Below are 22,795 nucleotides of genomic sequence, written 5' to 3' on the forward strand. Positions count from 1 at the left end.
CGTTCGGATAGGTTTCCAGCCCAGTAAATCGATTGCCGACGTGACCGGGGGCGTGGTGAACTCGGGCGGAGTTGTTGTGGGCCGAGAGGTGGATGCAGTAGAGATGGACGCAGTGGAGATGAATCGGTTGTCGTGGAATGCGGCGACCGTCGCTCACAACAGTCACAAAGGTGACCAAGCACAGTTCTTTCGCAACGGCGGGTCGACCTTGTTTCCGGAAGAAGTGGCGCTGCTCGGCGAGATCGACGGTTCCTCGATTCTTCATCTGCAGTGCAATTCCGGTCAGGATTCGTTGAGTTTGGCTGCTCTCGGTGCCGCGGTGACCGGCGTCGACATCTCGGATTCTGCGATCGACTTCGCCCGAACATTGTCTGCGGAATCCGGCATTGCCGCCGATTTCGAGCGAGCGGATGTATCTGCGTGGCTCCGAGATGCCGGCGCTACCGGGAGGAAGTTCGATCGAGTCTTCTCTTCGTACGGAACGGTGATCTGGTTACCCGATCTCGACGAGTGGGCCGAGGGGATTGCCGGTGTTCTGGCGCCGAACGGTCGATTCGTTCTGGTGGAGTTTCATCCGTTTGCCATGTGTTTCGACGAGAAGTGGTCGCTGACATACCCGTACGGAGGCGGGACTCCCGTGACCGAACCCGGTGGCGTCGGCGACTACGTGGCAGATTCAGCCGATCTCGTCTTGCCGGGCGCTCAGGGAGACGGAGTCGAGAACTTCGAAAATCCCTTCCCTTCATGTGAATTCAACTGGTCCATCGCCGAGGTGCTCGGCGCCCTGCGGCGTGCCGGATTGACGCTCGAGTCCTTCGACGAGTACCCGTACGCCAACGGTTGGCAAGGATTCGAGGAGATGGCAGAACTCGGTGGCAAGCGTTGGGGAGTCCCGGCCGGACGACCAGAGATACCGCTGATGTATTCGCTGTCTGTTCGCTTGGCCGACTGACGCCTATTTCCCCCGCATTTGCGGGTAATTGCAGACACAGGTAGTAATTACCCCCATGCCCACGACGCCACTGACACGACGCATCGCCGTCGACCTGTGCCGTCTTGGTGCCAACTGCTGTTGCTGTTGATTCCTTCCGACTCTCCTGAGTGAGAACGGCGCCGCTCTGTGCGCCTTCGCCCCTGCATGTGCGCTCGTTGCTGCATGTGTGCCGGAATTTTCCGTACGTCGAGGAAGAACAGCGATGTCGACTCCTGTCGAAGCAATAGAACCAACACCAGTCGCGGAACCGAACCGTGAACCGCGTCGGCCGTGGACTTCGAGTGTGACCACTGTCGGACTGCCGGTGCTCTCAGTGATCGCATTCTTGGCCTTGTGGCAGGTCGCCGCGGCGAGCGGCACCTGGAGTGAGACCTTCGTGCCCTTTCCGAGCACGGTCTGGCATGCCTTCGTCAACACGATGACCACGCACGACGGAGTGCGTGGCTACCAGGGGTATTTGCTCTGGGAGCACCTCTACATGACGCTGCGACGGGTGCTGGTCGGTGTGATCATCGGCGTCGGATTGGGCGTGATCCTAGGTTTGGCAATGGGATCGGTGACATGGCTGCGGAGCCTGCTCGAACCGTGGTTGACCTTCCTGCGGGCACTGCCGCCCTTGGCGTACTTCTTCCTGCTGGTGATCTGGCTGGGAATCGACGAGGCGCCGAAGATCACGCTTCTGGCGTTGGCTGCGCTACCGCCGGCAGCAGTGGCCACCACAGCTGCTGTTGTCGCGGCACCCGTCGGGCTGGTCGAAGCTGCCAGGGCGCTGGGAGCCTCACGGGCACAAGTGATCCGAGACGTGGTTGTCCCGTCGGCGCTGCCTGAAACTTTCACGGGCATTCGCTTGTCGGTGGGTATGGCGTACTCGTCAGTTGTCGCGGCCGAATTGTTCAACGGCATCCCCGGAATCGGCGGAATGGTCAAGGATGCAAGCAATTACAACAACACTCCGGTAGTGCTGGTGGGGATCTTCGCCATCGGATTCTCCGGTTTGATCATCGACGGACTGTTGCGGGCTGCTGAGCGCCGCGCCGTTCCCTGGAGGGGAAAAGTATGACCGACAATAAGAAATATGGCAGCATTTCCGAGCCCAGCGGCAATCTGAAGCGCAACAGCAATCCGAACCGCAACGAGGGAAGGGCTTCCCGGACGGCGTTCACGGTGCTGATCGGCGTTCTTGCCCTTGTTCTCGGTGCGTGCTCGGTGGATCATTCGGGCCAGGATTCGTCCAAGGAAACGATCCGTATCGCCTACCAGTCGTTCCCGAGCGGCGACTTGATAGTCAAGAACAATCGCTGGCTCGAAGACGCATTGCCCGAGTACAACGTGAAGTGGACGAAGTTCGATTCGGGAGCCGACATCAACACCGCCTTCATTGCCGGTGAAATCGATTTCGGCGCAATCGGTTCGAGTCCGGTTGCTCGTGGCCTCTCGGCACCGCTGAACATTCCGTACCAGGTCGCGTTTGTTCTCGACGTGGCCGGCGACAACGAAGCCTTGGTGGCGCGCAACGCAACCGGAATCAAGACCGTCGCAGATCTGCGTGGCAAGAAAGTGGCCACGGCATTCGCCTCGACCGCGCACTACAGTCTGCTGGCAGCACTGAACCAGGCCGGACTCAGTGCTGACGACGTCCAGTTGGTGGATCTCCAGCCGCAAGCATCCCTCGCTGCCTGGCAGCGCGGTGACATCGATGCCGTCTACACCTGGTTGCCCACGCTCGACGAGCTCCGTAAGGACGGAACACAGTTGATCGCCAGTCGCGAGCTCGCGACGGCTGGAAAGCCGACACTCGATCTTGGTGTGGTGTCGACCGCGTTTGCCAAGGATCACCCCGAGATCGTCGATACCTGGCGCCAGGTTCAGGCCCGCGCGCTCACGACGATCGCCACGGACCCGGACGCGGCAGCGGAAGCTGTTGCCGCGCAATTGGGCGCCTCGAAGGACGACGCGGCAGCGCAGCTGAAGCAGGGAGTGTTCCTCACTCCCGAGCAGATCTCCTCGCCGGAATGGCTGGGCGCCGAAGGCGCTCCCGGGAATCTGGCAGTGAACCTGCAGAGTGCAGCGCAATTCCTGGCCGAGCAGAAGCAGATCGACAGTGTGCCTGATCTGGCGGTCTTTCAGAATGCTCTCTATGTGAAGGGGCTTCCCGATGTCCTTGACCAGTAGCGAGACCGCACAGCAGGCCGCGGGAGGATTCGCTGCCGACCGCCCGGGCGCGATCCGAATCGACACCGTCTCGCACAAGTACGGCCACGGTCGAGAGTCCGTCACGGCACTCGGGCCGGTATCGATCGACGTCGCCCCTGGTGAGTTTCTGGTCCTCGTCGGAGCGTCGGGTTGCGGCAAGAGCACATTGCTGCGGCTGATTGCAGGTTTCGAAAATCCTTCCAGCGGAACAGTTCAGGTATCAGGATCCGACCCGATTCCCGGGTCGAGTGCCGGCGTGGTGTTTCAGCAACCACGATTGTTTCCGTGGAAATCGGTGGGCGGCAACATCGATCTGGCACTCAAATATGCCGGGGTGACGAAGAGCGAACGCGGGCGAAGGCGCGACGAGCTTCTCGACCGCGTCGGCCTGGGCGGCACTGCGGACCGGCGTATCTGGGAAATCTCCGGCGGGCAGCAGCAGCGGGTGGCAATTGCCCGGGCCCTGGCGGCCGAAACATCGTTGCTGTTGTTGGACGAGCCCTTTGCCGCATTGGACGCCCTCACTCGCGAGCGTCTACAGGAGGACCTCCGCAGTGTCAGTGCCGAATCGGGGCGAACAAGTGTCTTCGTCACTCACAGTGCCGACGAGGCGGCCTTTCTCGGCTCCCGCGTCGTAGTTCTGACAAGCCGGCCAGGCAAGGTCGCACTGGACCTGAAAATCGATCTGCCACGAACCGGCGTCGATCCCGACGATCTCCGAGGCTCACCCGAATACGCGGCATTCCGAGCCGAAGTCGGCCATGCGGTCAAGGTTGCTGCTGCAGCGTAGGTACCCTGCGCGTCGACTACCAGGTGGCCGCGTCGATAATAGGAAGGAGAACGTGCAGGACACGACGAACAAGGAGTGGTCATGGCAACTGAGGTGGAGTCCGGTGACCTCGTGCAGGCAGCCGGCCATGCGGGTCCGTGGACGGTAGTCGAAGTTCGCCAGGGCATGGCGTTGCTCGAACACAGTGACGGGCACAGGTTGTCGCGTCGAACGACGACGTTGACCGTCGTCCGCAAGGGCTCGGGCAAGAAGACGACGGCGGTCGACGACGGGAAAGAGGAAAACGGGTCGCCTACCCTGTTCGACTGATCTTCTGTCAGCCCGAGAAGACGTCAGCTGGAGAAGACGTCGTCGACGCGTTTGTCGAAGTACTCGGCGATTCGGAACGCCAGTGACAGACGCGGGTCGAAGTGTCCCTTCTCGATCGAGATGACGGTTTGGCGCGTGATTCCGAGTGCGTCGGCGCACGCTTGCTGTGACAATCCGGCCGCCGTCCTGAGTTCTTGAAGATTGTTGCGCATCAGATCTCGATCGTGGGGGCGCGGTCCCTCGACACCGCCCAGTACCGAATTCCGAAGTCGACCAGGCCGAGGGCAGTGAAGATCAGGAGCGGCAGTTCGGGAGCGCCGAAGACATTGTGCGCGATCAGCGCGATTCCCATGGCAGTGATCAAGTCTGTGAACGCGCCGAATCCGGCCTTGCGGCTCCATTCTGTTTCGACGGTGTCCTCGGGATAGGCGGGAGCCTTGTTCTTTTCCGATGGGAAAAGGGCCCATACGGATCCGATGCAAGCCGGCGCCATGACGATTGCGAAGACGACGAAGGTCAACGTCTTCTGGTCGCCGGCGGTCAGTGCTGCAAAAAAGCCGAGGGTCAGCGTTACTGCGACGCCGATGCCGATAACCAGGCTCCACCGTGCCGTGGTGCTCATGAAGCCTCCCGGATGTAAGAGTTCTTTGACAGGGTTGAGCGTAGATTCACGCACGCCGTATGTCAAAGAACTCTTACATCGCGCTCCGGGTCACGCGATTCCGAAAGGCGCTGCGTATGAAAACTTCCCCGTCTGATCAGCGCGATGCGTGGTGAGCGTTCTGATCTGAAAGTGAGCGCCCCACTCAGCTTCCGGAGACTCCACTCCGACGTCCGTGCTGGTGACGAATCCGAACCGCGGGTAGTACTCGGTGCTGCCCAAGAGCGCGATCAGCGGCACGTCCAGGGCGTCGCACGCGCCGACCACCGCGTGCATCAGTGCCGAACCAACCCCGCTGCGCTGGTTACCCGGGGTGACAGCCAGCGGGCCGAGGCCAACAGCCTCCACGGGACCGACCCATCCGCGTGTCCCGATCACGAAGCCGACGATCTCACCGCCGGCTACGGCGACCAGCGACAACTTCGGTAAGTAGTCGTCCGAGGCGAAGAGTTGGCGTGTCAGTTCGATCTCGTAGGGAGTCTCGCCGGGCGGTGCCTGGTCGGCAAACGCCGCCCCGAGCAGTGAATAGATGGCGTCACGGTCGGAAGAAGTTTCGCGGCGGATGTACATGGCCACGAAACTACCCGGTTCACTTCGGATTGTGCTCCCCGTTTTCGACCTGACGTGCCACTCGCTTTTCGTAGTCCGCACGCCCGTTCGGATCTACCGATGTCAGTGCGCGGCGATCGTCGATCACCCGGCGGCCGATGTTGATGATCCATTCGGGGACCAGTGCGTCGACGAGATCCCAGCCCGCAAGGTAACGGGGAACTGCAGTTTCGGCTCGCCGATGCGCGACCGTGTCGACGACGGCCTTGGCCACTACCTCGGGCTCAACCGTCGGCATTCCCTTTCCGAGTGGCACGCCTGACGAGAGGCCGGTCCGCACCGCGCTGGGCAGGATCGCGCTGACGCTGACCCCGGAATCTGCGAATTCGACACGGGCAGAAGCCGAAAGACCCACTGCGCCGAACTTGCTGGCGTTGTACACGGCCATCCCGGGTACCGGAAGTTTGCCTGCCATCGATGCGATGTTGACGACGTGCCCGCGTCGTCGATCCACCATGCCGGGCAACACGGCGCGCATCCCGTGAACAGGCCCCCAGATGTTGACGTCGAGGGTGACTCGACTGGTGGCGTCGGACTCGTCGAGGAAGCTGCCGAGCGGCATCACTCCCGCGTTGTTGACGAGAATGTCGATGTGGCCGAATTCGCCGATCACCTTGGAGACGAACACATCCCAGGAATCGCGTGAGGTGACGTCCAGCAGGTAACCGCGGGCACGTGGGCCGATGGACTCCGCTGTGTCGGCGGCCGTCTCCTCGTCGAGATCGCCGACGCATACGAGTGCACCGCGAGCAGCGAACAACTTGGCTGTCGCCCGGCCGATTCCGCGGCCACCGCCCGAGATGACGACGACCGCTCCGTCGAGATCGATCGGCGGGTAGGTGGTGCCGAAGAGGCTCATGCGGTGTACTCCGGTTCCGGACTGGTGGTGGGCTCGGATGGCGTGGGTTCAGACGGCGTGGGTTCAGGGGGCGTGTTGTCTGACTCAGGGTTCGACGTGTGGTTGTAGGCATACGGATCGAAGTCCCGTAGCCGTCGACGCATGGCACCGGACGACCACGGCCAGTTGAAACTGTTGCGGCCGTTGACGTCGAAGAAATAGCTTTCGCAACCACCGGCGTTGTAGACCGTGGTCCCCAATGCCTCCTGAACCTGAGAGTTGAAGGCTGCCTGAACTTCCTCTCGCACGTCGATGGTCTGCCAGCCGTGACGACGGGCGTGGCCGATTGCCTGCGCCACATAGTTCAGTTGGGCTTCCAAGATCATGAACGCCGATGTGTGCCCGGTGCCGAGGCTCGGGCCCAGCAGGATGAACGCGTTGGGGAATCCACTGACGGCGGAACCGAAGTACGCCCGCGGGCTTCCCTGCCAATGATCGTCGAGTGATCGACCTTCTCCGTCGAATACCTTGGATGCGATGGGCATGTCGAGGATGTGGAAGCCCGTTCCGAAGATGATGGCGTCCACCTCCGCCTCCACTCCGTCGGCGCCGATCACGGTGTTACCGCGGATCTGCTCGACGGCGTTGGCATGGACGCTGACGTTGGGTTTGCCGAGGGCCGGATAGTACGAGTTCGACATGAGCAGTCGCTTGCAACCGAGGGTGTAATCGGGAGTCAATGCCTTGCGCAGCTTCGGATCGCGTACCTGCAGGCGCAATTGGGCTGACCCGAGTTTCTGCACGATTCGCAGAATCCACGGATTACGGAATCCCAATCCGAGCGCTTCCATGATTCCGTATTCGATGCTGCGCAAGGCTTTCTGTGCTCCCGGCACGAATCGCATGACGGACCTTTCGATCCGCGGTACGTAGTGATCGGGTTTGGGAAGAACCCATTGAGCGGTTCGCTGGTAGAGGTGAAGGGCGGAGACCTGGGAGACGATGCGCGGAACGAACTGGACTGCCGAGGCTCCGGTTCCTACGACGGCGACGCGTTTTCCGGTCAGGTCGTAGTCGTGATTCCACTGCGAGGAATGAAACACCTCTCCCTCGAACGCTTCCAGTCCGGGGATCGCCGGTGTCAGGGGTTCGTTCCATGGGCCGGCAGCGGCTATCACGAAGCGAGCAGTCAGTTCTCCGCTGGAAGTTGTTATCTTCCACAGTGATTGCGACGCATCCCAACGCGCGGAGAGCATTTCGACCCCGAAGCGAACGTGTTTGTCGACTCCGTGCGTGCCCGCCGTGTTCTCGATGTATTCGCGGATCTCCGGTTGCTCCGCGAACAAGCGCGTCCAATCCGGATTGGCGGCAAAGGAGTACGAGTACAGACCGGATGGAACATCACAGGCGCACCCGGGATAGGTGTTGGCGCGCCAGGTTCCACCGAGGGAGTCGGCCTTCTCTAGTAGCACGAAGTTGTCGATTCCGAGACGCTGCAGGTGGATAGCCGCGCCGATTCCGGAAATTCCACCGCCGATGATCACGACCTCGAAGTGGTCAGATTCGTTGTTCACTGAGTCTGCGCTTTCACTGGTGGGAACGAGTGGGCTGGAACGGGTGCACATCGAGTTCGCGCTTGACACTCGCACGTGTTGTACGCAGCGATGATTCGAAGGTGGCGAGCCGTCGGCGGCCGTCCATGAAGTTGGCGCCCATCACGGCAAGGTCGTCGTCGGTGGCATCGATTCGTATGACCCTGGTACCCGCGGAGCGGACCAGTTCGATCTCCTGATCGAGCCCCTTGGACATGGCATTGCGCAGGGCACCGCGTTCGATACGGGCGGCGCCGCGCGCCGGCCTCAGGGTTCGAGAAGCCATGGGCGCCAGTACAACCAGCTCGTCCAGTTGAAGGGGGAGCAGAAGGTCTACCGAAGCCGTGGATGCGGCGCCGCCGTCGATGTACCTGACGCCGTCGATCGTCACGGGTGGAAACCAGCCGGGAATCGCCCATGACGCTCGGAGTGCTTCACCGACGGTCACTTTCGGAGCCCCCTGTGCCCCGAATGCGACCCGTCGCCCCGTTCTGTAGTCCATGGATACCATGTACGCGTTCGGATGTGGGAGCCACGAATCGCCCGGAGCAAGTGATTCGGCGAGCGTAGTGAGCCAGGACGGGTCGCCGCCACCAACCGGTGCGATGCCGCTCACCCGGCTCAGAACCGGAAGGTCTCGACGCGTGAGGAGTCGTGGATTGCCGACGCCCAGTCTCGGAAGTGGTGGGAGCTTTCCGGGCGCCGACGCGATGTGGGTGAGGACCTCGGGGCGTGCGGCGGCGTTGCCGAGTTGCATGGCAACCAACTCGTCGACACCGACTCCGCTGCCGAGCATCGTCACGAACTCGGCGCCGGCAGACGTCCCGATGATGGCTGTGGCTTCCCGTGGATCCCAGTCGAGCGCATCCCGGACCGAGGCGAGCGCGGCAACAGTCCAGGCAAAACCGAGAGTGCCGCCGCAACCGATGGCCAAGCCGCGTCTCGGTGCGCTGTTTTGGCGCACGGTGGTACCGGTCACATCTGAAGTCATGTTTCGGAGACTATCAGTATCCGAATAACGTTGGTACCCCAAAAATTGGTTTCAGTACTCCACTCGACGACCGTTCGCGGTATTCGGCTACCGTGGGAATCTCGATACCGAGGACCAATGGGAGGTTCCGATGGCGCGATTGACCAGGCAGGAAGCGCAGGCGTTGACCCGCGAGACCCTGTTGGCGACGGCCGTCGAGCACTTTCTCGATCGCGGATACGCCGCGGCCTCTCTCGATCAGATCGCCGAGGATGCCGGGTACTCCAAGGGGGCGGTGTACTCGAATTTCAAGAACAAGGATGAATTGTGTGCCGAAGTTCTCGGCCGGATCAGGCTGACCAAGGTCGGTGAGATCACTGCGCAACTCGGGGCGAAATCGACCCTCGACGATGCGGTGGCTGAATTCGCGCGGTGGGCCGAGCGAACAATCGGGGACCAGAGGTGGACGCTGCTCGAGGTCGAGTTCTCGGTGAGATCGCGGCACAGCGAGGACATTCGGGAGAAGATCGCGGCGGGCGCCGACCAGGTGCGGGGACTGATCGCCGGATTGGTCCAACACCTCACGGAATCCAACGGGGTGACGCCGACGCTGGATCCGGACGCAGCCGCGCTGCGAATGCTCAGCGTCGGAATCGGTTTGGGGCTACAGCGCGCAATCAGCCCAGAGCTTCCCGTCGATCCGCTGGTGGATACGGTGCGGGAAATTTTGTCGGGCGGCTGAGGAGTGCGCGGAGCATGCCGCCGATCTCGGCGACCGCTGCACGGGATCCGGCACTGGGCCCCAGAACGTTGACGAAACCGTGGATGAATCCGGGGTAGCGTCGATCCGTGACATGAACACCGTTGTCTCGCAATCGTGCTGCGTACGCTTCGCCTTCGTCCCGGAGTGGATCGAACCCCGCCGTGATCACGATGGCTGGTGGCAGTCCGGCCACGTCGGGGGCGCGTAGCGGCGACACCAACGGGTCGAGTCGATCGGCATCCTTGCCGAGGAAGCTGGACTCGTAGAAGTTCATATTGGCCTCGGTCAGGAAGAAGCCTTCACCGAACGTCGTTCTCGAGGGAGCCTTCTCGTGAAAGTCGGTAGCGGGGTAGATCAACAGCTGTGCTGCCGGTGGGGTCTTGCCGTCGTCGCGGGCACGCAACGCCACCGTCGCGGACAGGTGCCCGCCCGCACTGTCTCCTCCGACAGCGATGCGTGTCGGGTCTGCCCCGAACTCTTCGGCGCGGTCGACGATATCCTGGTACGCGGCATAGGCGTCGTCTACCGGTGTGGGGAAAGCGAATTCGGGTGAAAGCCGGTAGTCGACCGAGATGACCCGTGCGCCGGAGGTCTCGGCCAACAGGCGACACGGAGCGTCGTGTGATTCGATGCCGCCCTGTACCCAGCCGCCGCCGTGGAAGTAGGCGAGCAGAGCGCCGGTGTCGGTAGTCGGAACGTAGAGCCGGGCGCGGAGGGGGCCGTCGGCGCCCGAAACGGAGATCTCTTCGGTGCGGACCTGCGCGGGTCTGCCGCCCATCATGATCGCGGTTCGGGTGAGATTGGCGCGAGCAGCGGCGAGTGACTGGGGATCGGTGGAATGTGAGGGGAGTGGCCGCGTCTTCGCGAGCGTGAGCAGCAGGTGTGCGTCGGCGTCGAGCGTGTTGCCCTCGATGACGACGGGTGGCCCGGTGATTCGACGTTTCACCGCGCTGGGCAGCGCGAATGCGGCTGCTACCAAGAACGCTTCGGCGCGATCTCGAATGCTGCGGCTGCTGGCCTGCTTCACGGATTCCGACACGTGGCGCAGACTACCAAGCATGACTACTGCGGCACTGTCGATCACGCAGATCGAGAACACACATCTGGTTCGGTGCGGTCACGCCAATTGGGTCCTGGTCGAAGAGGGGGCCGATCTGACGTTGATCGACGGCGGATACCCGGCCAACGGCGCCGACGTCGAACGCTCGATCGAGCAGATCGGTCACCAGCTCGGGGATGTTCGGGCAATCCTCGTCACTCACGCGCATGTCGATCACATCGGTGGAATCGCGGACATCGTGACTCGGCTCCAGGTTCCGGTCCTGATGGATCCGTTGGAAGTGCCCCACGCGAAGCGGGAGTACCTGCAGCAGTTGTCGCCGGCCAAAGTTCCGTTGCTGTTGTGGCGGCGAGGCGCTCCGAAGTGGCTACTCGACGTGATCGGAGCAGGCGCGTTGAGAGGCGCGGAACTGCCTCGAGCACAGGCCTTTGCGGCAGGTGGTGCGCTGGACGTTCCCGGTCGGATCGTACCGATTCCTACCCACGGGCATACCGACGGCCACAGCGCTTACCTTGTTCCCGACGCAGGAGTCATCGCGTCGGGTGACGCTCTGGTGACCGGACATGCGACGTCGAGTGTCGCCGGACCACAATTTCTGGTGTGCCCCTTCAACCATGACCGTGGAGCGACGGACCAGGCGTTGGACAATATTGCCGCTGCGCCCGCCGGCGCGCTGTTTCCCGGACACGGGCCGGTCTACGAAGGCAGCTTGGCTGCCGCAGTCGAACAGGCCCGAGCGGGCCGGACAAGGATGCGTCCATGAGTACTGTCGAAACGGTCGACGAAGGCGCGGTGCACGGTTTCCTGCACCGCCCCGAGTCAGTGCCCGTCGCAACCCTGGCATTGACCCACGGCGCCGGAAGTAATTGCGACACTGTGCTGTTGCGCGCTGTCGCCGACGGCTTTGCTGCAGCAGGAGTGCAAGTTCTGCGCTTCGATCTCGCGTTTCGGGTGCGTCGAGCTTCGGGGCCGCCGCATCCGTCGCGTGCTGCGGAGGATCGTGCGGGCATTGCCGAGGTGATTGCCGCTGTTCGCTCGGACTACTCGGTGCCCGGACCCGTTCTGCTCGGCGGACATTCGTACGGCGGTCGGCAGGCGTCGATGCTGGCAGCGGAGAACCCGGGACTTGTCGACGGCCTGGTCCTGCTGTCCTATCCGCTGCATCCACCGAAGAAGCCCGAGAAGCTCAGAACCGAACACCTGCCCGACCTGAACACACCGACCGTTGTCGTCCACGGATCGAAGGACGAGTTCGCGACGACGGAGGAGATACAGGCAGCACTCGACCAGGTTCCCGCCGCGACACGTCTGGTGGAGTTCGAAGGAGCACGACACGACTTGTCCGTTGTGAAATTTCCGGTGGTGGAGGCGACAGTCGCGGCCGCATCGGCTTTGTTCGTGTTCTGAACGCCGAGCGGGCAGTTGCCCGTGTCGGTGGTTCCTGGTGAGATCGAATCATGAGTGCCCAGCCGTATCAGCCCAGTGCCCTGTCCGACGTCACGGTGAGCGTCGACGGGGACGACACAGTCGTCAGCTTCCCTCGGGTGCTGCCGTATCCCGTCGAGAAGGTGTGGGAGGCGATCACCGACCCGGAGATGTTGGCGCAATGGACGCCGTACACCGCCGATCGGAATCTGAGCCGTACCGGTGACGCCGTGATCACCATGCTCACCGAGGACGGAGCCCCCGAAATGTCGCTGCCGGTCAATGTTCACGTTGTGGAGACCACTCGGCGGCTCGAACACGAGTGGGGCCCGGACGAATTGGTGTGGGACTTGACCTCGGTCGAGGGCGGCACCCGCGTCGTACTTACGCAGAGGTCGCGCGCCGAGGGGATGGCGTCGGCACTCGCTGCCGGGTGGCATTTGTGCTTCGACGTACTCGATGCCCTTCTGGCAGGCGAGCCCTTCGGACCGATCGTGGGCGAACGGGCGCGCGAGTACGGTTGGGACGCACTCAACTCCGGTTACGCGCGACAGTTGGGCATCGACGAATCTCAGGTTTGGTAGCTGCTCAGAGTTTGCGACTGGCAGGCTTTCTGGTGGAGGCTCGCACGATCAGTTCGACGGGAAGTTTCACGGATTCGACGTTCTTGCCGGAGATAAGTGCGAGTAGGTGCTCGAGCCCGGTCGCGCCGATCTTTCGGGCGGGGGACCTCACCGTTGTCAGGGGTACCGGGAGTTGCGAGACAACCGGAATGTCGTTGTAGCCGACCAGCGCAAGATCGTCGGGAATGCTCAACCCGAGATCACGGGCCACACCGAGTACGCCGATCGCGATGGTGTCGCTCACCGTGAAGACGGCGTCGGGGCGTGAATCTCCACCGAGCAATGTCGCCGCCGCATCGACACCCCCTTGAACTTCGAACTCGGACGCCACTATTCGGTTCGTCGGCAGTTCCAGACCGGCTTCGGTCAGGGCATCGCGGAAACCCGCGACGCGTTCCCTCGACGTGCTGGCGTGATCCGGCCCCGCGATCACTCCGAGATCGCGATAGCCGCAGTCCAGTAGATGCTTCCCCGCGAGGTAGCCGCCGAGGCGGTCGTCGCCGCTGACAAAGGGAAGACCTCGGTTCGGAGACGACGTCGCCGAGTCGATGTGCCGGTTCAGCAGCAGGATCGGCAGTGAGCGCAGGGGGAGCGAGTCGACGAAATCGGTACCCGGCAGGTGGATGCTGCTCAGCATGAGACCGTCGACCTGTCGGCTGACCAGGAACTCGACCGCTTTGCGCTGCGCGTCCAGATCGTCGGGTGGGCTGGAGAGCAGGACGGAGTACCCGGCTGCGGTGGCGGCTTCCTCGATGCCTTGGAACATCGTGGCCACCACGACGTCCGTCAGCCTCGGCATCACGACGCCGATGGTGGTGGTCTTGCGGGTACGCAGGCTGGCCGCCCACAGGTTCGGTTGGTAACCGAGTTCCTCGGCAACCTGACGAACTCGGAGTGCGGAGTCGGACCAACCGTCGGCGGGCTCGGGCTGACGGAGGACCCGCGACGCCGTCGAGATGTGGACCCCGGCCTGGTCGGCGATTTCGCGCAGCGTTGGCGGACGGCCGTTGCTGCGGTTCGACGGATCGGGCGTCATCTGCGTCGGGGCTCCTGGTGTGCGTCGGTTCTGAGTCGGTTCTGAGTCGGTTGACTGTCCGGGGATTGACGGGTGTGCAACCGGGCTCTACTCTAAGTGATGCAAACGATTGCGCAATCGTTCTCGCAAAGGATTGCGCCCGAGAACACTGGAGGCCCCGTGACCACGCCGCAGTCCCTGTCCGAGCTTTTTGCCATCGACACCCTGCTGGACGCCGAGGAGATCGCGATCCGCGACACGGTCCGCAAGATGGTCGACGATCGCATTCGCCCGCACATAGGTGAATGGTTCGAAGCGGCAGCACTGCCGGCGCGTGAGCTGGCCAAGGAACTGGGCGCGCTCGGCGTTCTGGGCATGCACCTCGAGGGCTACGGCTGTGCCGGAATGAGTGCCACGGCGTACGGGTTGGCCTGCCAGGAACTCGAAGCTGTCGATTCGGGCATTCGCAGCCTCGTCTCGGTCCAGGGCTCGCTCGCCATGTTCGCGATCCACCACAACGGAAGTGAAGAGCAGAAGGAAGAATGGCTCCCGCGGATGGCGGCGGGTGAAGCCATCGGCTGCTTCGGTCTCACGGAACCCGATTTCGGATCCAACCCCGGCGGTATGCGAACCAACGCCAAGCGCGACGGCGACGACTGGATCCTCAACGGCACCAAGATGTGGATCACCAACGGCTCCATCGCGGACGTCGCCGTGGTCTGGGCGCGAACCGAAGACGGCGTGCGCGGATTTGTCGTTCCCACCGACACTCCGGGATTCTCCGCCCCCGAGATCAAGAACAAGATGTCGCTGCGCGCGTCGGTCACCTCGGAACTGGTGCTCGAGGACGTGCGTCTTCCTGCCTCGGCGATGCTACCCAAGGCACGCGGACTTTCCGGGCCCCTCGGCTGCCTCAACGAGGCACGCTTCGGCATCATCTTCGGCGCGATGGGTGCCGCACGTGACTGCCTCGAGACCGCGATTTCCTACGCGCGTGATCGCAAGGTCTTCGACAAGTCGCTCGCCGCGTACCAGATCACCCAGGCCAAGATCGCCGACATGGCAGTCGAATTGGGCAAGGGTCAGTTGCTCGCCATCCACCTCGGACGCCTCAAGGATGCCGGGACGGTTCGCCCCGAGCAGGTCAGTACCGGCAAGCTCAACAATGTCCGCGAGGCCATCAAGATCGCCCGTGAATGCCGCACCATTTTGGGCGCCAACGGAATCACACTCGAGTACCCCGTGATTCGCCACGCCAACAACCTCGAATCCGTTCTCACCTACGAGGGCACCTCCGAGGTTCACCAGCTCGTGATCGGTCGCGCTCTAACCGGTGAAGAAGCGTTCCGGTGACGGTCGACGCTGTCGGAGCGCTCGACGGGCTGGTGATCGCGGATTTCGGTCGCGTCCTCGCCGGCCCGTACGCCACGATGATTCTCGCCGACCTCGGCGCGGAGGTAGTCAAGGTCGAACGTCCGGGTGTCGGCGACGACACTCGTAGTTGGGGTCCGCCATGGGTCGGGGACGAGTCGAGTTACTTCCTGTCGGTGAACCGCAACAAGAAGTCGGTCACTCTGGATTTGCGCGAGCCGGAGGATCTGGAGAGTGCGCGTGAGTTGGTTCGCGGCGCGGATGTAGTGGTTCAGAATTTTCTGCCGGGAACGATGGACCGGCTGGGATTGGGTTACGACTCTGTGCGAGAAATGAATCCGCGTGCGGTCTACTGCTCGATCAGCGGCTTCGGTGGCAACAACTCTTTGCCGGGATACGACCTGTTGATCCAGGCGGTGGGCGGATTGATGAGTATCACCGGCCCCGATCCCAAGTCTCCCACCAAGGTCGGCGTCGCGGTGGTCGACGTCATCACGGGCCTACACGCCAGCGTGGGAATCCTTGCAGCGCTGCGCCATCGCGATCGAACGGGCGAAGGACAGCACGTCGAGGTCAATCTGTTGTCCTCGTTGCTCTCCGCGCTCGCCAACCAGTCGTCCGGCTATGTTGCCGCGGGCGTGGTGCCTCAGGCAATGGGCAATCGACATCCGAGCATCGCACCATATGAGGTGTTCGACACCGCGGACCGTCCGCTGGTCCTCGCTGTCGGCAATGACCGGCAATTCGGTTCGTTGACAGAGGTTCTCGGAGTTCCCGAACTTGCCGCGGATGTGCGGTTCATCTCGAACCGGGATCGGGTCGCGCATCGAGAAGAGTTGTTCGATGCCGTCACTGCTGCGTTGGCCAAGGGCACTGCAGACTCGTGGTTCGAGGCGCTGACCGAGCGAGGTGTCCCGTGTGGACCTCTCAACGACATCGCCGACGCGATAGCGCTGGCGGAGCGACTGAATCTCGATCCGGTGGTGTCCATCGACGACCCGCGTCGCGATGCACCGACCCGCCAGGTAGCCAATCCGATTCGGATGAGCGGCACGCCGGCAACCTATCGGTCGGCCCCGCCGCGGTTGGGGGAGGACAGCGTTCCCACTCCGTCGGGAGTCAGTTGACCCAAGCGAATCGGCCACCGGAATACCGGTGGCCGATCTGCGTGTGTGGGTGACTCAGATGACCTTCAGGACCAGCTTTCCGGTGTTCGCACCGGCGAAGAGAAGGTTGAGGCTGTCGCCGAACGCGTCGATACCCCCGTCGACGACGTGCTCGCGGGCAGTCAATTCGCCACTCTTGATCCACTTTCCGATCTGCTCCTGCGCTTCTGCGTAGCGATCGAGGTAGTCGAAGACCACGAAGCCGGCCATCGTGGCCCGATTGACGAGAAGTGACAGGTAGTGCGCGGGGCCTGGCTGAGGCTCGGTGGCGTTGTAACCCGCGATGGCGCCGCAGATGACCACCCGAGCGCCCAGGCGCAAACGGGAGAGAGCAGCGTCGAGAATTTCTCCGCCGACGTTGTCGAAGTACACGTCGATACCGTCGGGAGCGTTGGACTTGAGCGCCTTGTAGACGGATTCGTTCTTGTAGTCGATGGCGACATCGAAGCCGAGGTCCTCGGTGAGCCACGCGCACTTCTCCGGACCGCCGGCGATGCCGATGACCTTGCATCCGTGGAGCTTTGCGATCTGACCGACCAGGCTGCCGACCGCGCCCGCAGCACCGGATACGACGACGGTGTCACCGTCTTTCAGCTTTCCGACGTCGAGCAGTCCGAAATATGCGGTGACGCCGGGGAATCCGAGAGCTCCGAGCCAGGTCGGTAGGGGAGCGATCGATTCGTCGACCCGGGTCACATCTGTTCCGTCGGACACTCCGTACTCGGAAGCGCCGAACGATCCCGCCACGATGTCCCCGACCTGGTAATCGGGGTGTTGGGATTCGGTGATGCGTCCGACGCCGTGGGCGCGCATGACGGAACCGAGCTTGACCGGCGGAACGTACGACTTGACGTCGTTGAGCCAACCGCGCATCGCGGGGTCGAGGGAGAGGTATTCGACCTTGACGACAAACTCACCCGGCCCGGCGGACGGGATCTCGGCGTCGACATATTCCCAGGTGGAAGCGTCGGGAAGTCCTGTCGGGCGGGCGGCGAGGCGTACTTGGCGGTTGGTCATCTCTCCCCTTCGGCGAAACGAATTGAACTTGAGGCCGGATTCAATATAGGTGATGGATCACGAACTGGGAAGAGTTGGATGAACCGATTGACGACTATGTATGTTCGATCGATGAGCAATGTCGTCGAAGACGCGCCTGGTTGGTTCACTCGGGCGCTGGAAGCGCCGGTCGAGACGGGGTCGGTGGAGGTCGAGGGCGCTTCGGTGCACTTTCGGGCTTGGGGGTCGGCGGGGCCGGGAATTGTGCTGATCCACGGCGGCGCAGCCCACAGTCGCTGGTGGGATCACATCGCGCCGCAGTTCGCCGAGGGGCGCCGCGTCGTCGCTCTCGACTTGACGGGCCACGGCGACAGTGACACTCGCGATGCCTACGCGATATCCCAGTGGGCTCGCGAGGTGCTGGCGGCGGCCGAGGCCGGGGGAATCGACGGCAAGCCGATTCTGGTGGGGCACAGTATGGGTGGGATTGTTTCCTTCGTGGCCTCGCATCTGCACGGTGAACTGTTGGACGGCGTTGTCATCATCGATTCGCCACTCAAGGCGCGGACGCCCGAAGAGGAGGCAGCTCGACGCCAGAATGCGTTCGGCCCCAAGAAGGTTTACCCCACCAGGGAAGACGCGATGGGTCGATTCCGCTTCGTTCCGCCCCAGGATTCGGGACTGCCTGCGGTGCGTGACCATGTGGCAGCCACGTCCATGGAGGAAGTCGATGGCGGTTGGTCATGGAAATTCGATCCGAACTTCTTTCTCCGAGTTGGCGCCGAAGATGTTCTCGACAGTGAACCGCGTTGCCGCGTAGCCTATTTCCGAGCTGAGAACGGTATCGTGTCCGATCGACTCATGGAGCACATGCGCGGACTGTTCGGACCGGAGGCCATCGTGGCGGAGATTCCCGAAGCCGGCCATCACGTCATGATCGATCAGCCGTTGCAACTCGTGACCGGGGTGCGAACTGTGTTGAGTGCGTGGGCCGTCGCAAGTCAAGTGCCGGTAAATCAAGCGGCAGGTAACATCGAGGAAAGGGTAGAAGCATGAGCACGGAATTGACGCTCGAACCGAAAGTCGAAGCTGCACTGCAGTTGTGGCACACCATGATCGAAACCGGTGACCTGTCGGCACTACCGACCATTGTCGCGCCCGACGCGCAGTTCCGATCGCCCACCGGATTCAAGCCGTACCAGTCCGCGGATGCCGTTGTGCTCATTCTCAATACGGTGATCCAGGTGTTCGAGAATTTCGAGTACCACCGTCAGTTCGCCGGAGCCAACGGTCGGCAGGTCGTTCTCGAATTCAGTGCGAACATCGGAGACAAGAGCCTCAAGGGAATCGACATGGTCGAATTCGACGAGGACGGCAAGATCGTCGATTTCGAGGTCATGGTGCGTCCGGCCAGCGGGCTCGCCGCATTGGCTGCCGAGATGGGCCGCAGGCTCGGGCAGACGCTACCGACCTACAAGGCCTGACCTGAGTCCGGGCGCGGCCCAGTCTGCCTGCTCAGCTGGTGCGGAATCCACCGTTGGAGTGAAGGAGTTGTCCTGTTATCCAGCCTCCGGCGTCGGACATCAGAAATCGAACGAGGTCTGCAGTGTCGCCGGGAGTACCCAGCCGGCCGGCAGGGGTCTGGAGGGTTGCGGCCTGTCTGATCTCCGGTGTCATCCACCCTGTGTCGATCGGTCCTGGGTTGATGACGTTTGCCCTCACGCCGCGTGATCCAAGTTCGAGTGCGGCGGCGATGACGATGCGGTCGAGAGCGCCCTTGCTGGCCCCGTACGGAAGATTGTGGGCCGCATGGTCGCTGGTGAGTGCGATGATCCGCCCAGTCACCTGACTGACGTCGCGCTGCTCCGGAAGGCGTTCAGCGAACGCTTTGATCAGCAGCCAAGAGGCGCGGGCGTTGACGGCGAAATGTCGTTCCCAGCTCTCGACGGTGGTATCGAGGATCGAGCTGTCGACGCTTTCGCAATGCGAGAGCACCAGCCCACGAAGGTCATTCCGCGATGCGGCAGCGTCAACGAGCTGTGCGGCCGCATCCGGCGAGGCCAGATCTCCGGGAACCAGGTCGACACGGCTCCCGAGTGCGCGACACTTCTCGGCAACGTCCTGCGGATCGTGCGCTCCGCGGACGAACCCGACGCGTTCGTCATAAGGCGCCCAGTAGCCGATCGTCAGATCCCAACCATCCTCGGCGAGACCCAATGCGAGGGCTGCTCCGATCGACTTGCTCCGGCCGACGCCGGTGATCAACACGGTCCCGCGCCTGTCAGACACTGCTCGCCTCCAGAGATGTCCTGCAATTCAAATGGGGTGAGGTCACTTCAGTTGGAAGCATCACTGTAGCGGGCGAGCTGTCGACTGTATCGAGCGAGCTGTCGCCGTAGGTGCCTCGACCTGACCAGTGTCTTGACACGGCGCTGGTCACAGCGTTTGACTGAGATGCAAGCTCGAGTTGATTCGCCGGACTGTGTCCCGGGAGGTTGACCTATGCGCGGCAATGGAATTGCAGGCAAGGCTTTCTCAGGCGAGGGCTGTAGACGTGGACAAGAATCTCTACGAGCAAGGTCTCATCGCGGGACCGTCTCGGTTCTGGCTTTGGTTGGGGTGTGCGTACTTTCGTTTGCCACCACTCAGACGGCCGGCGCGCAACCGGTTGCAGAGAATGTCGATACCGGGTTCGTGATCCCTTTTGCCGGGGCACCGGTCTACGAGAGCGTCGCGCCCACGCAGATGACTACTCCGGATCAACTCAACCAGCCGCTCGGTCAGCAGACTGCGGAAGAGATTGCCGCGCAGATCGGACTCGAGCCAGCCGACGCTTTGACCGAGGAGCAGTATCGCGACCTCATGACCGGCGGTGGGATCGGTGGCAATCTCGAGGATGCCGAGGTGATCGACGAATGCGCTCGGATTCTCACCAATACGAACGGGCGGCCCCTCTATTCCGGCACTACGCCGTCGGTTCTGGCCAGTTACGGGTTGTACGTGAATCCCGACGGATTGCTGGAGAGTCCGGCCAACGCGGATGCGCCGACGCGACAGGTGAATACGCTGATCGCCCCTGGCGGTTTCGTGGGCACCTGGTTGCGCAACAACGGTGCGACGCACACTCTGATTGCGCTCTATCAGTCGGCATACACGGTGCAGGCAGTCTACGGATTTGCAGCGCAACAGATTTCGGGAGAAGCACAGCTGGTGACCAACACCAAAGGCGATGTGAGTTCGGAAGTCGGCATGTCGATGGCGCCGTCGCTCTGGATAGTGAACTTCGCACTGCTCTACATCTTGAAGCCGTCACTGGCGGCGGCCATGCCTGCGCACTGGGCTCCCATTCCGCCTGCCGTTGCCGACGCCGTGAAGGCGAGTCCCACCGGTCAAATCGCCTTCAGTGACTATGCGTCCTATTTCGAGTGATCGGTCTGCCGGACAGCGCTGACGAACTTCTCGATCAAAGCGTGGTCCTTGACGCCGCGGGAAGACTCGACGCCGCTGGAGACATCGACGCCCCAGGCACCGGTGGCATCAAGAGCGTCACGGACGTTCTCCGGGGACAGTCCGCCCGCCAGGATCCACTGGCCTTGGGGGCGCGATTGCTGTTGTGCCCAGTCCCACGGCACGCCGGATCCGGCGTCGGCGCCGTCGATCAGAAGTTCGTCCTCGCCGAGGTCGAGGTTGTAACCGTCGCGGACGTTGCTGGAGACAACAGCGCGGATGACAGTGAGGCCGGCGTCGTGCAGCCGCTGCACTTGCTCGGCGTCGACCAGATCGTGAATCTGCACGGTACGAAGACCGGTGATCTCGGCGATCTCGAGGACCTGATCGATCGGGTTCCCGAGAAATACTCCGATTGCCCGGATGTGTTCGGGGATTCGTGCAAGAAGATCGACTGCGAGTGCGGGGTCGACTTTGCGGACGCTCTCGGCGAAGACGAAACCGATGGCGTCGACGCCCAGACCCACCGCGAGGTCGACCGTGTCAGCGTCCCGCAGCCCACAGACCTTGATGAATGTCACCTGATACACAGTACTAGCGTCGTCGCCGTATCAGCGTGGTCGTCTAGCCTCGTGCGTGCGACATTTCTACGTGCGAGAGGCTTGACGTGGACTGGCTCTACCGAATCAGTTTGATCTCGGGACCACTGCCGGTGATCCTGACTGTGCTCGGGGTCCTGGGTGGTGTGTGGCTGCTCGGTTCGAGCGTTCGCTGGTACTACCGCAGAGCGGTACCGATCGCGGGGCTGATCGCACTGGTGATCATGATCGCCGTCTGGATCACCGTCGAAAAGGTGATCGTGCCGTTCCCGGATCCCATCGAGATGTCGATCTACGTGTGGATCGGAATCGGTATCTACGCGGTGCTACTTCTCGGGCCGCGAATCAAGGCGGGCGGAACGATCGCGAAGGCGGTGGTGTCCGTCGTTGCGACCGTTCTGGTCATCGTCACCGCCGCGACGCAGATCAATCTGGTCTTTGCTGCCTACCCGACGGTGGGAATTGCCTTCGGACACGATGATTTCGACCGCATTTCACTCAGCGAAGTTCCCGGTCCGACGGATCCTGTTGTCACCGGCGATCCCACCGACACGGTGTGGAAAGCGCCGGAAGGCATGCCGATTCGCGGACGAGTCACGACTTTGCCTGTTCCCGGAACGATTTCGGGATTCTCCGCACGTGACGCCCAGGTGTATCTGCCGCCGTCGTACTTCACCAATCCGCGTCCACTACTGCCCGTCCTGGTGCTCATGGCCGGTCAGCCTGGCAAGCCCGAGGACTGGCTCCAGGGCGGAAAGCTCACCGCGACAATGGATGCTTTTGCCCGGGATCACGAGGGGTTGGCGCCGGTCGTCGTGATAGCCGATGGAACAGGCTCGCAGATGGCCAATCCGCTGTGCACCGACTCGTCGCAGGGCAAGGTCGGCACGTACCTGGCAAAGGACTTGCCCGCTGCAGTGGCGAATGCGTTCCAGATCGACTCGAACCCGAGGGCGTGGGCCATCGGCGGACTCTCTTACGGCGGTACCTGCTCGCTGCAGATGGCTACCAACTACCCCGACGTGTATCCGACTTTCCTCGATCTCTCCGGTCAGTTGGAGCCCTCGCTCGGTGACCGACAGCGAACCGTCGACGAGATATTCGGCGGCGACGAGGCGGCATTCGTGAAGGTGAATCCGATGGACCTGCTGGCGACCCGGAAGTTCCCGAACTCGGGCGGAGTGTTCGTGGTCGGAACAGATGACAACGAGTTCAAGCCCGGCCAGCAAAAGGTGTACGAAGCGGCCAAAGCGGCCGGAATGGACGCCAGGTATCTCGAGCTTCCCGGTGGTCACAGCTTTTCGGTGTGGTCGGCCGGCGTCGAGCAGGAGCTGACGTGGATCTCGCAGCGAATGGGACTGATCAGCTGAATCC

General features: G+C 62.6%; 26 protein-coding genes. 15 read left to right on the plus strand and 11 right to left on the minus strand.

The window, feature by feature from the left end; translation table 11 throughout:
- Positions 1–40: 40 nt before the first annotated feature.
- The 5 genes from AC3WQS_RS02525 to AC3WQS_RS02545 all read left to right on the plus strand — a co-directional run bounded on the left by AC3WQS_RS02525 (position 41) and on the right by AC3WQS_RS02545 (position 4,286).
- A complete protein-coding gene (locus AC3WQS_RS02525; RefSeq protein ID WP_037136748.1) occupies positions 41–952 on the plus strand; it encodes a class I SAM-dependent methyltransferase in 912 nt (303 codons plus the stop codon).
- Between the two features lie 244 nt (positions 953–1,196).
- The gene (locus AC3WQS_RS02530; RefSeq protein WP_021332086.1) at positions 1,197–2,054 is read left to right on the plus strand and encodes an ABC transporter permease; all 858 of its coding nucleotides are present in this window, start codon (positions 1,197–1,199) and stop codon (positions 2,052–2,054) included.
- A complete protein-coding gene (locus AC3WQS_RS02535; protein ID WP_042952828.1) occupies positions 2,051–3,166 on the plus strand; it encodes a taurine ABC transporter substrate-binding protein in 1,116 nt (371 codons plus the stop codon). The genes AC3WQS_RS02530 and AC3WQS_RS02535 overlap by 4 nt, the downstream gene beginning before the upstream one ends.
- Positions 3,150–3,977 (plus strand): ABC transporter ATP-binding protein, encoded by an 828-nt coding sequence (locus AC3WQS_RS02540; RefSeq protein ID WP_019745131.1) that lies wholly within the window; start codon positions 3,150–3,152, stop codon positions 3,975–3,977. Before AC3WQS_RS02535 ends, AC3WQS_RS02540 begins: the two co-directional genes overlap by 17 nt.
- An 81-nt stretch (positions 3,978–4,058) precedes the next feature.
- Positions 4,059–4,286 carry a hypothetical protein gene (locus AC3WQS_RS02545; RefSeq protein ID WP_446695578.1) on the plus strand — a complete coding sequence of 76 codons (228 nt, stop codon included), beginning with the start codon at positions 4,059–4,061 and terminating at the stop codon, positions 4,284–4,286.
- 23 nt (positions 4,287–4,309) lie between these two features.
- Here the strand turns inward: AC3WQS_RS02545 and AC3WQS_RS02550 are convergent, their stop codons facing one another.
- The 6 genes from AC3WQS_RS02550 to AC3WQS_RS02575 form a co-directional block, all read right to left on the minus strand.
- Entirely contained in the window at positions 4,310–4,498 is a 189-nt protein-coding gene (locus AC3WQS_RS02550) for a helix-turn-helix transcriptional regulator (protein WP_019745129.1), read from the minus strand.
- A complete protein-coding gene (locus AC3WQS_RS02555) occupies positions 4,498–4,908 on the minus strand; it encodes a hypothetical protein (protein WP_020970646.1) in 411 nt (136 codons plus the stop codon). The genes AC3WQS_RS02550 and AC3WQS_RS02555 overlap by 1 nt, the downstream gene beginning before the upstream one ends.
- A 90-nt stretch (positions 4,909–4,998) precedes the next feature.
- Positions 4,999–5,517 carry a GNAT family N-acetyltransferase gene (locus AC3WQS_RS02560; RefSeq protein WP_020908958.1) on the minus strand — a complete coding sequence of 173 codons (519 nt, stop codon included), beginning with the start codon at positions 5,515–5,517 and terminating at the stop codon, positions 4,999–5,001.
- 19 nt (positions 5,518–5,536) lie between these two features.
- Positions 5,537–6,415 (minus strand): SDR family oxidoreductase, encoded by an 879-nt coding sequence (locus tag AC3WQS_RS02565; protein WP_492713023.1) that lies wholly within the window; start codon positions 6,413–6,415, stop codon positions 5,537–5,539.
- Positions 6,412–7,968 carry a flavin-containing monooxygenase gene (locus tag AC3WQS_RS02570; RefSeq protein ID WP_446695580.1) on the minus strand — a complete coding sequence of 519 codons (1,557 nt, stop codon included), beginning with the start codon at positions 7,966–7,968 and terminating at the stop codon, positions 6,412–6,414. Before AC3WQS_RS02570 ends, AC3WQS_RS02565 begins: the two co-directional genes overlap by 4 nt.
- A 13-nt stretch (positions 7,969–7,981) precedes the next feature.
- Positions 7,982–8,977, minus strand: coding sequence for a patatin-like phospholipase family protein (locus AC3WQS_RS02575; protein WP_492713022.1), 996 nt, complete (start codon positions 8,975–8,977; stop codon positions 7,982–7,984).
- A gap of 130 nt (positions 8,978–9,107) precedes the next feature.
- On the opposite strand from AC3WQS_RS02575, the gene AC3WQS_RS02580 reads away from it, so the two are divergent.
- Positions 9,108–9,698, plus strand: coding sequence for a TetR/AcrR family transcriptional regulator (locus AC3WQS_RS02580; RefSeq protein WP_019745124.1), 591 nt, complete (start codon positions 9,108–9,110; stop codon positions 9,696–9,698).
- Here AC3WQS_RS02580 and AC3WQS_RS02585 read toward each other — a convergent pair.
- Positions 9,634–10,758 carry an alpha/beta hydrolase gene (locus AC3WQS_RS02585; protein WP_416315730.1) on the minus strand — a complete coding sequence of 375 codons (1,125 nt, stop codon included), beginning with the start codon at positions 10,756–10,758 and terminating at the stop codon, positions 9,634–9,636. The two genes, AC3WQS_RS02580 and AC3WQS_RS02585, sit on opposite strands and share 65 nt — an antisense overlap.
- A gap of 19 nt (positions 10,759–10,777) precedes the next feature.
- Here AC3WQS_RS02585 and AC3WQS_RS02590 point away from each other — a divergent pair, with 19 nt between their 5' ends.
- Genes AC3WQS_RS02590 through AC3WQS_RS02600 form a run of 3 tightly spaced genes read left to right on the plus strand, consistent with a single transcriptional unit; the run spans position 10,778 to position 12,788 of the window.
- Complete coding sequence (locus tag AC3WQS_RS02590) at positions 10,778–11,542, plus strand: MBL fold metallo-hydrolase (protein ID WP_019745122.1); 765 nt, start codon at positions 10,778–10,780, stop codon at positions 11,540–11,542.
- Entirely contained in the window at positions 11,539–12,186 is a 648-nt protein-coding gene (locus AC3WQS_RS02595; protein ID WP_336503617.1) for an alpha/beta hydrolase family protein, read from the plus strand. Before AC3WQS_RS02590 ends, AC3WQS_RS02595 begins: the two co-directional genes overlap by 4 nt.
- A gap of 50 nt (positions 12,187–12,236) precedes the next feature.
- Entirely contained in the window at positions 12,237–12,788 is a 552-nt protein-coding gene (locus AC3WQS_RS02600; protein WP_020908952.1) for an SRPBCC family protein, read from the plus strand.
- Between the two features lie 4 nt (positions 12,789–12,792).
- Here the strand turns inward: AC3WQS_RS02600 and AC3WQS_RS02605 are convergent, their stop codons facing one another.
- A complete protein-coding gene (locus AC3WQS_RS02605) occupies positions 12,793–13,863 on the minus strand; it encodes a LacI family DNA-binding transcriptional regulator (RefSeq protein ID WP_446695582.1) in 1,071 nt (356 codons plus the stop codon).
- 159 nt (positions 13,864–14,022) lie between these two features.
- Here AC3WQS_RS02605 and AC3WQS_RS02610 point away from each other — a divergent pair, with 159 nt between their 5' ends.
- Positions 14,023–15,195, plus strand: a complete 1,173-nt coding sequence (locus AC3WQS_RS02610) for an acyl-CoA dehydrogenase family protein (RefSeq protein ID WP_029256136.1) — start codon at positions 14,023–14,025, stop codon at positions 15,193–15,195.
- On the plus strand, positions 15,192–16,340 hold the full coding sequence (locus AC3WQS_RS02615) for a CaiB/BaiF CoA transferase family protein (protein ID WP_019745117.1): 1,149 nt from the start codon (positions 15,192–15,194) through the stop codon (positions 16,338–16,340). The genes AC3WQS_RS02610 and AC3WQS_RS02615 overlap by 4 nt, the downstream gene beginning before the upstream one ends.
- A 54-nt stretch (positions 16,341–16,394) precedes the next feature.
- Here AC3WQS_RS02615 and AC3WQS_RS02620 read toward each other — a convergent pair whose 3' ends face one another.
- Positions 16,395–17,396, minus strand: coding sequence for an NADP-dependent oxidoreductase (locus tag AC3WQS_RS02620; RefSeq protein WP_020908948.1), 1,002 nt, complete (start codon positions 17,394–17,396; stop codon positions 16,395–16,397).
- A 111-nt stretch (positions 17,397–17,507) separates the two neighbouring features.
- Here AC3WQS_RS02620 and AC3WQS_RS02625 point away from each other — a divergent pair, with 111 nt between their 5' ends.
- The gene (locus AC3WQS_RS02625) at positions 17,508–18,431 is read left to right on the plus strand and encodes an alpha/beta fold hydrolase (RefSeq protein WP_019745115.1); all 924 of its coding nucleotides are present in this window, start codon (positions 17,508–17,510) and stop codon (positions 18,429–18,431) included.
- The gene (locus AC3WQS_RS02630) at positions 18,428–18,859 is read left to right on the plus strand and encodes a nuclear transport factor 2 family protein (protein ID WP_046379194.1); all 432 of its coding nucleotides are present in this window, start codon (positions 18,428–18,430) and stop codon (positions 18,857–18,859) included. Before AC3WQS_RS02625 ends, AC3WQS_RS02630 begins: the two co-directional genes overlap by 4 nt.
- A 31-nt stretch (positions 18,860–18,890) precedes the next feature.
- Here the strand turns inward: AC3WQS_RS02630 and AC3WQS_RS02635 are convergent, their stop codons facing one another.
- Complete coding sequence (locus tag AC3WQS_RS02635) at positions 18,891–19,664, minus strand: SDR family oxidoreductase (RefSeq protein WP_021332096.1); 774 nt, start codon at positions 19,662–19,664, stop codon at positions 18,891–18,893.
- 213 nt (positions 19,665–19,877) lie between these two features.
- Between AC3WQS_RS02635 and AC3WQS_RS02640 the strand changes: the two genes are divergently transcribed.
- Positions 19,878–20,804: a hypothetical protein gene (locus tag AC3WQS_RS02640; protein WP_492713021.1), complete on the plus strand. Its 927-nt coding sequence runs from the start codon at positions 19,878–19,880 to the stop codon at positions 20,802–20,804.
- Here AC3WQS_RS02640 and AC3WQS_RS02645 read toward each other — a convergent pair.
- The gene (locus AC3WQS_RS02645) at positions 20,792–21,403 is read right to left on the minus strand and encodes a phosphoribosylanthranilate isomerase (RefSeq protein ID WP_042952822.1); all 612 of its coding nucleotides are present in this window, start codon (positions 21,401–21,403) and stop codon (positions 20,792–20,794) included. The genes AC3WQS_RS02640 and AC3WQS_RS02645 overlap by 13 nt on opposite strands.
- Positions 21,404–21,489: 86 nt before the next feature.
- Here AC3WQS_RS02645 and AC3WQS_RS02650 point away from each other — a divergent pair, with 86 nt between their 5' ends.
- On the plus strand, positions 21,490–22,791 hold the full coding sequence (locus AC3WQS_RS02650) for an alpha/beta hydrolase (RefSeq protein ID WP_492713020.1): 1,302 nt from the start codon (positions 21,490–21,492) through the stop codon (positions 22,789–22,791).
- The last annotated feature ends 4 nt before the right edge of the window (positions 22,792–22,795 follow it).

Source organism: Rhodococcus sp. FW305-130, assembly GCF_058788335.1.

Coding starts and splice junctions, on each gene's coding strand:
- AC3WQS_RS02555 (WP_020970646.1), bottom strand. CDS start 4,908: ATGAGCACCACGGCACGGTGGAGCCTGGTTATCGGCATCGGCGTCGCA.
- AC3WQS_RS02575 (WP_492713022.1), bottom strand. CDS start 8,977: ATGACTTCAGATGTGACCGGTACCACCGTGCGCCAAAACAGCGCACCG.
- AC3WQS_RS02565 (WP_492713023.1), bottom strand. CDS start 6,415: ATGAGCCTCTTCGGCACCACCTACCCGCCGATCGATCTCGACGGAGCG.
- AC3WQS_RS02620 (WP_020908948.1), bottom strand. CDS start 17,396: ATGACCAACCGCCAAGTACGCCTCGCCGCCCGCCCGACAGGACTTCCC.
- AC3WQS_RS02590 (WP_019745122.1), top strand. CDS start 10,778: ATGACTACTGCGGCACTGTCGATCACGCAGATCGAGAACACACATCTG.
- AC3WQS_RS02540 (WP_019745131.1), top strand. CDS start 3,150: ATGTCCTTGACCAGTAGCGAGACCGCACAGCAGGCCGCGGGAGGATTC.
- AC3WQS_RS02530 (WP_021332086.1), top strand. CDS start 1,197: ATGTCGACTCCTGTCGAAGCAATAGAACCAACACCAGTCGCGGAACCG.
- AC3WQS_RS02580 (WP_019745124.1), top strand. CDS start 9,108: ATGGCGCGATTGACCAGGCAGGAAGCGCAGGCGTTGACCCGCGAGACC.
- AC3WQS_RS02595 (WP_336503617.1), top strand. CDS start 11,539: ATGAGTACTGTCGAAACGGTCGACGAAGGCGCGGTGCACGGTTTCCTG.
- AC3WQS_RS02535 (WP_042952828.1), top strand. CDS start 2,051: ATGACCGACAATAAGAAATATGGCAGCATTTCCGAGCCCAGCGGCAAT.
- AC3WQS_RS02605 (WP_446695582.1), bottom strand. CDS start 13,863: ATGACGCCCGATCCGTCGAACCGCAGCAACGGCCGTCCGCCAACGCTG.
- AC3WQS_RS02625 (WP_019745115.1), top strand. CDS start 17,508: ATGAGCAATGTCGTCGAAGACGCGCCTGGTTGGTTCACTCGGGCGCTG.
- AC3WQS_RS02560 (WP_020908958.1), bottom strand. CDS start 5,517: ATGTACATCCGCCGCGAAACTTCTTCCGACCGTGACGCCATCTATTCA.
- AC3WQS_RS02550 (WP_019745129.1), bottom strand. CDS start 4,498: ATGCGCAACAATCTTCAAGAACTCAGGACGGCGGCCGGATTGTCACAG.
- AC3WQS_RS02600 (WP_020908952.1), top strand. CDS start 12,237: ATGAGTGCCCAGCCGTATCAGCCCAGTGCCCTGTCCGACGTCACGGTG.
- AC3WQS_RS02630 (WP_046379194.1), top strand. CDS start 18,428: ATGAGCACGGAATTGACGCTCGAACCGAAAGTCGAAGCTGCACTGCAG.
- AC3WQS_RS02640 (WP_492713021.1), top strand. CDS start 19,878: ATGCGCGGCAATGGAATTGCAGGCAAGGCTTTCTCAGGCGAGGGCTGT.
- AC3WQS_RS02545 (WP_446695578.1), top strand. CDS start 4,059: ATGGCAACTGAGGTGGAGTCCGGTGACCTCGTGCAGGCAGCCGGCCAT.